Origin of the sequence: uncultured Bacteroides sp., from assembly GCF_905207245.1 — a bacterium.
Taxonomy (GTDB): domain Bacteria; phylum Bacteroidota; class Bacteroidia; order Bacteroidales; family Bacteroidaceae; genus Bacteroides.
Genome location: NZ_CAJLKP010000144.1, coordinates 1 through 7,105, shown reverse-complemented (window position 1 = coordinate 7,105; position 7,105 = coordinate 1). Strand labels below are relative to the sequence as shown.

Sequence of the window (7,105 nt, the reverse complement as noted above, 5' to 3'; positions counted from 1 at the left end):
CTACAAGTAGCTGCGCTATGTTCCGAAAGGCACTTGTAGCTTGTAGCCTGTAGCTCGTAACTGATTCATAACCGCTCAGAAAAGAAGAAAATTAGTATTAACATCATGAATAAAAGAACCTTTGCAGCCCCCTGGTGGAAATTTGCAGCCCTGTTGATAGTCCTGCTTTATATTTCCCCTTTGTCTGCAACTAACCCCCAAAAGAAAGAAATGAAAGAGTTGAATGTAAAGAAAGTAAGTCTGGCAAATGTGTCGGTAGAGAATGTTCCTGCCTTGCTTGACGAAGAAAAGGTACCTTTTCAGCCAATCAACACTGTGAATTGGAAAGCATTTCCTTATCAACCGGAAGTGCAATTCCGCATAGCTCATACGGATGACGCCATTCTGTTGCATTATAAAGTAAGAGAAGCCAGTGTGCGTGCCGTAGCTGCCGGAGACAACGGTGCTGTGTGGGAAGATGCTTGTGTGGAGTTCTTCTCCATCCCTGCCGGAGACGGAATTTACTATAATGTGGAATGTAACTGTGTCGGAACCCTCCTTATCGGTGCCGGTGCAGGGCGTAACAACCGTGAACATGCACCGCAGGAAGTGATGGACAAAGTGCAACGTTGGTCTTCCCTGGGTCGCAAAGCCTTTGAAGAACGGGTCGGCGAGTGTAGTTGGGAACTTGCGTTAGTCATTCCTTATTCCGCTTTCTTCAAGCACCAGTTCACTAACCTTGATGGAAAGTCGATTCGTGCCAATTTCTATAAATGTGGTGATAAGTTACAGACTCCCCATTTCCTTTCCTGGAATCCCATTGAACTGGAAAAACCTGATTTCCATCGTCCTGAATTCTTCGGAACACTGAATTTTGAATAACTACGTATTCGTTAAGAGGACTCTGACTATTTCCAGTCCTTGAGATTATAGCTTGCTTCTACCGCTCTTTCTATATCATCAGGAAGAGCGGGGAAGAAGTCTATCCCTGTAATCCGCTCCACTTCGTCCACTGTATTCACATAGGCATCCAGTGGATTATTTCCCTCATTATTCTTATAGATGAAACCGATAGCTTTCGGCTTTTTGTGCAAAGAGAGTATCACCTTGAAAAAGGCATCGGGTACGGCAACCTTGTGCTTGCCTATCGTTTGTGGCTTCCGGTTGTAGAATATAGGTCCGGCTACGATGTACAGGCAACTGTCTTTCTTTACCCATTTGCGGCATTTCTGTTCCAGTTCGTTCCAGTCACCACGGTTCAGATTGTGATGTTGGGGGCAGATATTGGTCATATAGAAACTCTCTATCATGGCCTGGCGATTCCATTTATTGTCTCCTGCCGGGCAGAGGTGACCGCGATCCCAGCCACTACCTTTATAATCTTGCGTAGTGGCGGCTTTCGTTTTAGGAAGGTCGGGGTCGGGGTGGAAATTGTTGATGCGTTCGGTGTTGTCCTTTAAACGTTCGGGAGTTAACTTCCAGGCTACCCAGTTCGCTATGCGGGTATTGGAATTGTAGGATACGAGATACCCGGTGCGTTGCAGAAGGATTTCGGGGGTGCCGGGAGCGGTGGTTTGCTTGATGTAAGCCTCGGAATTAAGGAGGGAGCTTTGGGAAACTGCTTCTATCTGTTTGCTGTCGGTGGCCTTTTCCTTTGAATTAGTGGTCTGATAGGCGGTGATGATGCCACATACTATCAGGACTATCAGCAGCATCAGTTGGTTCTTGCTATTCTTTTGTTTTTTCTTTTTCTTTCTCATAATCTGAAATGGATAAGGTGGCGCAAAGATAACAAAAAAGAAGGTGTATCAAAAGCACAGCGCTTTTGGTACACCTTCCTGTTATGAGAAAGTATCTCTTTTATCTCACAATGCCTTTCGAATCCCGCACGAAGTTAATGATATTGTGTATCTCATCACTCATCGGCACTTGGTCTTCAATCTTCTGTAAAGCATCGTGTACACTGAAGTTACCTTGATAAATCAACCGGTAAGCATTTACGATATGGCGCAGAATACGGTCGGAAACCTGATGCTTGTGTTGCAAAACAACGGCGTTGATGCCATGATATTCTGCCGGGTTACCATTCATGATAACATACGGTGGAACATCCTTTGCAATGCGGCATCCTGATTGTATCAGTACCCAGCTTCCGATGTTGCATTTCTGTTGCAGAATAACGTTGCTGCTCAGAATAGTGTAGTCGTTTACGCGGCAATCACCGGCTAAGATAGTCTTGAGTCCTATGACACAATGATTACCTATTTGCACGTCGTGGCAGAGGTGTACACCGTCCATGAGATAGTTTTCGTTGCCGATACGGGTAGCATCGCCTTCATGCGTGGCACGGCTTACGACTACATTCTCGCGAATATCATTCTTGTCACCGATAATCAGCAGACTCTTCTCACCCGTATAGTGGAAATCCTGCGGGGTGGTACCGAGTACGGCGCCATGATGCACTTTGTTGCCTTGTCCCATACGAGTACCTTCGAGAATGCGTGCACCGGACATGATTATGCAATCATCGCCAATTTCTACATCGCCTTCAATATATGCGAAAGGCTGAACTGTTACATTCTTGCCGAGCTTTGCGGCAGAATCTACAAATGCTAATGGACTTATCATAATAGTAGATGTTAAGTATTAAATATTAAATATTAATTGTTGCACCCAATGAATGGCAGCCAATTAATATTTAATATCTAATAGTTGATAATTACTTCTCTCTTCCTCCTCCGAGTGCCTGATACAAACTGATTACAGCCTGCATGCGGTCGAAGGTATCGGATACCTCGGAGATTTGTGCACTGAGGTAAGATTGCTCGGCGGACAGCACTTCGAGATACGTTGACGTGCCTAAGTTAAACAATTCTTTTGTATCTTCTGCAGCTTTACGGGCAGAATTTACTTGAATATCACGAGAAACCGCCTTTTCTGTGGTCATCTGATATTGATACAAAGCATTGCTTACTTCATTTCCGGCATTCAGAAGAGCATTCTGGAATTGAATCTTAGATTGTTCTTCCTGTGCTTTGGCTTGTTTCAAGCGGGCGATATTGGCACCACGATAGAACAGTGGCTGCGTCAACGAACCTACTGCGGAGGCCAGTAACTTAGCAGGGTTTATGATGGCCGAACCGGCACTGTTGGTCCATCCGGCAGAACCGTTTATCGTAATCTGCGGATAGAAGGCTGCGCGTGCGCTGTTAGTATCGTAATAACTTGCTGCAAGAGCCATTTCGGCTGCTTTCACGTCAGGACGGTTGGACAACAACTGTATGGGGACACCGGCGGAGAATTCTGTCGGCAAGTGTTGCTCTTCCAGTGCGCTGCGTTTGATGCTCTGTGCTGGTTGGTGCAGCATCAGGCACAAGGCGTTCTCCGTTTCCCGGATGCTTTGGCGCATGTTGGGCAGGGATGCCAATACCTGTGCGTAAGCAGCACGGGTCTGTTCTACTCCGGCAGAAGTGGTATTGTAGATACCTGCATCTTTCATGGCTTCTACGGTTTCCACATTCTTTTTCAAGATTTCTGCAGTCTCCTCAGTGATTTGCAACTGACGGTCGAGCATCAGCAAAGTGTAGTACATGTTGGCTACATTGGCAATCACTTGTGTCTGCACGGCTTGTTCATAGAACTGCGTCTGTTTCAGTGATACCTTTGCCGCACGTTTCGGATTCAGTATCTGACCGAAGAGGTCGATTTGCCAGCTTGCCGTTACAGGGAGCGAGTAAGTCTGTGTTGCTTTTCCCTTATCCCAACTGCTTACGGTTCCTTGCGGAGACAGAGCCAGTGTGGGGGCATAAGCCAGACGCGCCGACATGAGGGCAGCTTCGGCTTTTTTCACGTTCAGGGCAGCACTGCGCAGGTCGGGATTGTTGGTGAGTGCTTGTTCGATAAGTGCTTGCAACTGAGGGTCGGTAAAGACTTTCCTCCAAGGCAGATTGCCGAAGTTGGAGGTATCGGCGGCAAGTGTATCGTTCACGGCTGTCGTGTCGCGATACAGTCCGGCAGCCGTAATGTCTTCGGGTCTGTCGTATGCTTTGTAGATATGGCAACTGCTCAGGAGAGCGGTTGCACACATCAAAGTTATTATTTGTTTCTTCATATCATATTGTTTAATGAAGAATGATGAATAATGAATGAAGGATTGCCATTCGGCATGCTTATCATAGCGCAGCAAATTCTTCATTCTTCATTCCTCATTCTTAATTTATTTAGTATATTGTTCTATTTCGGGTTCTGCATCCGAGTTGTCCACATCGGCCCATTCCATCGGGCTGATTTTCTCTTGCAGATACTGGAATGCCACAAACAATGCGGGTACAACAAAAATCTGCAATATCATACCGATTAACATACCACCGATGGCTGAGGTACCCAATGTACGGTTACCGTTAGCTCCCGCACCGGAAGCCATCATCAACGGAATCAAACCGACAATCATAGCCAATGATGTCATCAGGATAGGACGCAGACGGGCGGCGGCACCCAGTACGGCTGCCCACGTGATGCTCATACCCATCTTACGACGGTCGAGGGCGAACTCAATAATCAAGATGGCGTTCTTCGCCAACAGACCCATCAACATAATCAATGCAATCTGCATATAAATGTCGTTCGACATGGACCCCATTATCATCTTCAGGATGGATATGTTACCGATGGCACTCATGCCGTTGACGAACAGGAAGCTACCCAGCAGACCGAACGGAATAGACAACAATACGGCAAGCGGCAGGATGTAACTTTCGTACTGTGCACTCAGCAACAGGTAGACGAATACGAAACAGAGCACGAAGATCAATCCGGTGGTGCTGCCACTGGTTTCAGCCTCTTCACGTGCCATACCACCAAGTTCATAAGCAAAACCGGCAGGCAGATTCTCTTGGGCAACTTCGGAGATGGCAGCCAGTGCCTGACCGGAAGTATAACCGGAAGCAGGTGCAACCATTACTTTCATAGAAGTATAGAGGTTGAAACGGCTGATGATGTCCGGACCGTATACCTTTTTAATAGAAACGAACTGGGTGATGGGAGCCATCTCATTGCCATTGCGCACCTTTATGCTCGACAGTGATTCCAGGTTTTTGGTTGCTTCGGGTTCTGCCTGAATCATTACACGGTACATCTTACCGAAACTGTTGAAGTTGGAAGCATACAGACCACCGAAATATCCCTGCATTGTGCTAAGGATGTCGCTCGGGCTGAGACCTGCCTTTTTACAAGCGGCTGCGTCAATGTCCAACATATATTGTGGGAAGTTCGGGTTGAAACTTGTCTTGGCGGAGTTGATTTCCGGACGTTGTTCCAATGCAGCGGTGTAGCTGTTCACCACGTCGAAGAAGTGGTTCAGGTCACCACCGGTTTTATCCTGCATGTTCAACTCGATGTCGCTGGATGCCGAGTAACCCGGAATCATAGGAGGCGCGAAGAACAATACCTGTGCTTCTTTGATAATCTTCTGTGCACGCATGAAGAGCGTGATGTAAACGATATTGGAATTCTGCATTGTGGAACGTTCTTCCCAATTCTTCAGCTTGATGATGATAGAACCGTAAGAAGGTCCCTGACCACCGATAAAGCTATAACCGGAGATTACCGTACGGGATGCAACGGCAGGCTCGGCGGCTACCAGACTGTCCACACGGTTCAGCACTTCTTGTGCACGTTCCTGTGAAGTGCCCGGAGGCAGGGTTACTACACCCATGATGGTACCCGTATCTTCGTTCGGCACCATACCTGTCGGAGTAATCTTCATAAAAAATACCAGCAATACGATGGAGGCAGCCACGAGGCCGAAGGATAACCATCTCTTCTGGATGAAGAAGAGTACATGGTTCTTATATTTTTTCAGCATCTTGTCGTAAGCCACATTGAAGCCTGTATGGAAGCGGCTGATGAAGGTTGATTTCTTATCTCCGTGTTCTTCGTGCGGCTTCAGGAAAATGGCACACAATGCCGGACTCAGTGTTAACGCGTTCAGTGCGGAGAAACCGATAGCGATAGCCATCGTCAGACCGAACTGCCGGTAGAATGTACCTGCCGTACCACCCATGAAGCTTACCGGGATAAATACGGACATCATGACCAGAGTGATAGAAACGATGGCACCCCCCAATTCACTCATGGCATCGATGGAAGCGGCACGGGCAGACTTATACCCCTGGTCTAACTTCGCATGGACACCCTCGACGACGACTATGGCGTCGTCGACCACTATCGCAATGGCGAGCACCATGGCCGAGAGGGTCAGCAAGTTGATACTGAAACCAATCAGTTTCAGCACGAAGAACGTTGCAATCAATGCAACCGGAATGGCGATTGCCGGAATCAATGTGGAGCGCATATCCTGCAAGAAGATATATACTACGATAAATACCAGGATGAACGCCTCGATCAATGTCTTGATAACCTCGTGGATAGAAGCAAACAAGAAGTCGTTGGCACTCTGTGCAATGTTGATCTGCAAACCGGCAGGCAATTTCTCAGAATAGTCATTCAGCAATTCTTCCAGGTCATTGATGGTCTGCGTAGCATTACTACCGGCCATCTGGAATACGATACAACTAACGGCTTTATGTCCGTTTACGGTATTATTGAAGCCATAAGTCAGACGTCCCAATTCGATGTCGGCAATGTCTTTCAGGCGGAGCACTTCTCCGTTTTCCTGTGCCTTGATAACAATGTTTTCAAATTCTTCCGCCTGTTGCAGACGTCCTTTGTAACGTATCGTGTATTGGAATGTCTGGTTACCGCGTTCACCGAATTGTCCCGGAGCAGCTTCAATATTCTGTTCCGCCAGAACTCCGGCTATATCATTAGGTATCAGCTTGTACTGCGCCATGATGTCGGGCTTCAGCCAGATACGCATGGAGTAGTCTGTACCCAACACCATGGCATCACCCACACCGGCTACACGTTTCACCTCAGGGATAAGGTTGATGTTGGCATAGTTTTCAAGGAATTCGATGCTGTACTGGTCTGTCTCATCATAAATAGAGAATACCATCAACATGGATGTCTGTCTCTTCTGGGTAGTCACACCGACTTTGGTTACTTCGGCAGGCAACAGACCTTGTGCCATAGAGACACGGTTCTGTACGTTGACGGCCGCCATCTC

5 protein-coding genes are annotated in these 7,105 nt (G+C 47.3%); 1 reads left to right on the top strand and 4 read right to left on the bottom strand.

All coding sequences use genetic code 11. The annotated features are described in order from the left end of the window. The first annotated feature begins 210 nt into the window (after positions 1-210). A complete protein-coding gene (locus QZ135_RS24080; protein WP_294615563.1) occupies positions 211-861 on the top strand; it encodes a carbohydrate-binding family 9-like protein in 651 nt (216 codons plus the stop codon). Between the two features lie 26 nt (positions 862-887). On the opposite strand, the gene QZ135_RS24075 is transcribed toward QZ135_RS24080, so the two are convergent. The 4 genes from QZ135_RS24075 to QZ135_RS24060 all read right to left on the bottom strand — a co-directional run. Beyond that, the gene (locus tag QZ135_RS24075) at positions 888-1,739 is read right to left on the bottom strand and encodes a DNA/RNA non-specific endonuclease (protein ID WP_294615559.1); all 852 of its coding nucleotides are present in this window, start codon (positions 1,737-1,739) and stop codon (positions 888-890) included. A 100-nt stretch (positions 1,740-1,839) separates the two neighbouring features. Further along, entirely contained in the window at positions 1,840-2,607 is a 768-nt protein-coding gene (gene lpxA / locus QZ135_RS24070) for an acyl-ACP--UDP-N-acetylglucosamine O-acyltransferase (RefSeq protein ID WP_294615557.1), read from the bottom strand. A 91-nt stretch (positions 2,608-2,698) separates the two neighbouring features. After that, positions 2,699-4,090 (bottom strand): TolC family protein, encoded by a 1,392-nt coding sequence (locus QZ135_RS24065; protein ID WP_294615561.1) that lies wholly within the window; start codon positions 4,088-4,090, stop codon positions 2,699-2,701. A 105-nt stretch (positions 4,091-4,195) separates the two neighbouring features. Beyond that, on the bottom strand, positions 4,196-7,105 hold a 2,910-nt coding region (locus QZ135_RS24060), incomplete at its 5' end, for an efflux RND transporter permease subunit (protein WP_294615555.1).

Bases quoted from the DNA above. Each gene is read 5' to 3' on its own strand.
- QZ135_RS24075 (WP_294615559.1), bottom strand. From the start codon at position 1,739: ATGAGAAAGAAAAAGAAAAAACAAAAGAATAGCAAGAACCAACTGATG.
- QZ135_RS24080 (WP_294615563.1), top strand. From the start codon at position 211: ATGAAAGAGTTGAATGTAAAGAAAGTAAGTCTGGCAAATGTGTCGGTA.
- lpxA (WP_294615557.1), bottom strand. From the start codon at position 2,607: ATGATAAGTCCATTAGCATTTGTAGATTCTGCCGCAAAGCTCGGCAAG.
- QZ135_RS24065 (WP_294615561.1), bottom strand. From the start codon at position 4,090: ATGAAGAAACAAATAATAACTTTGATGTGTGCAACCGCTCTCCTGAGC.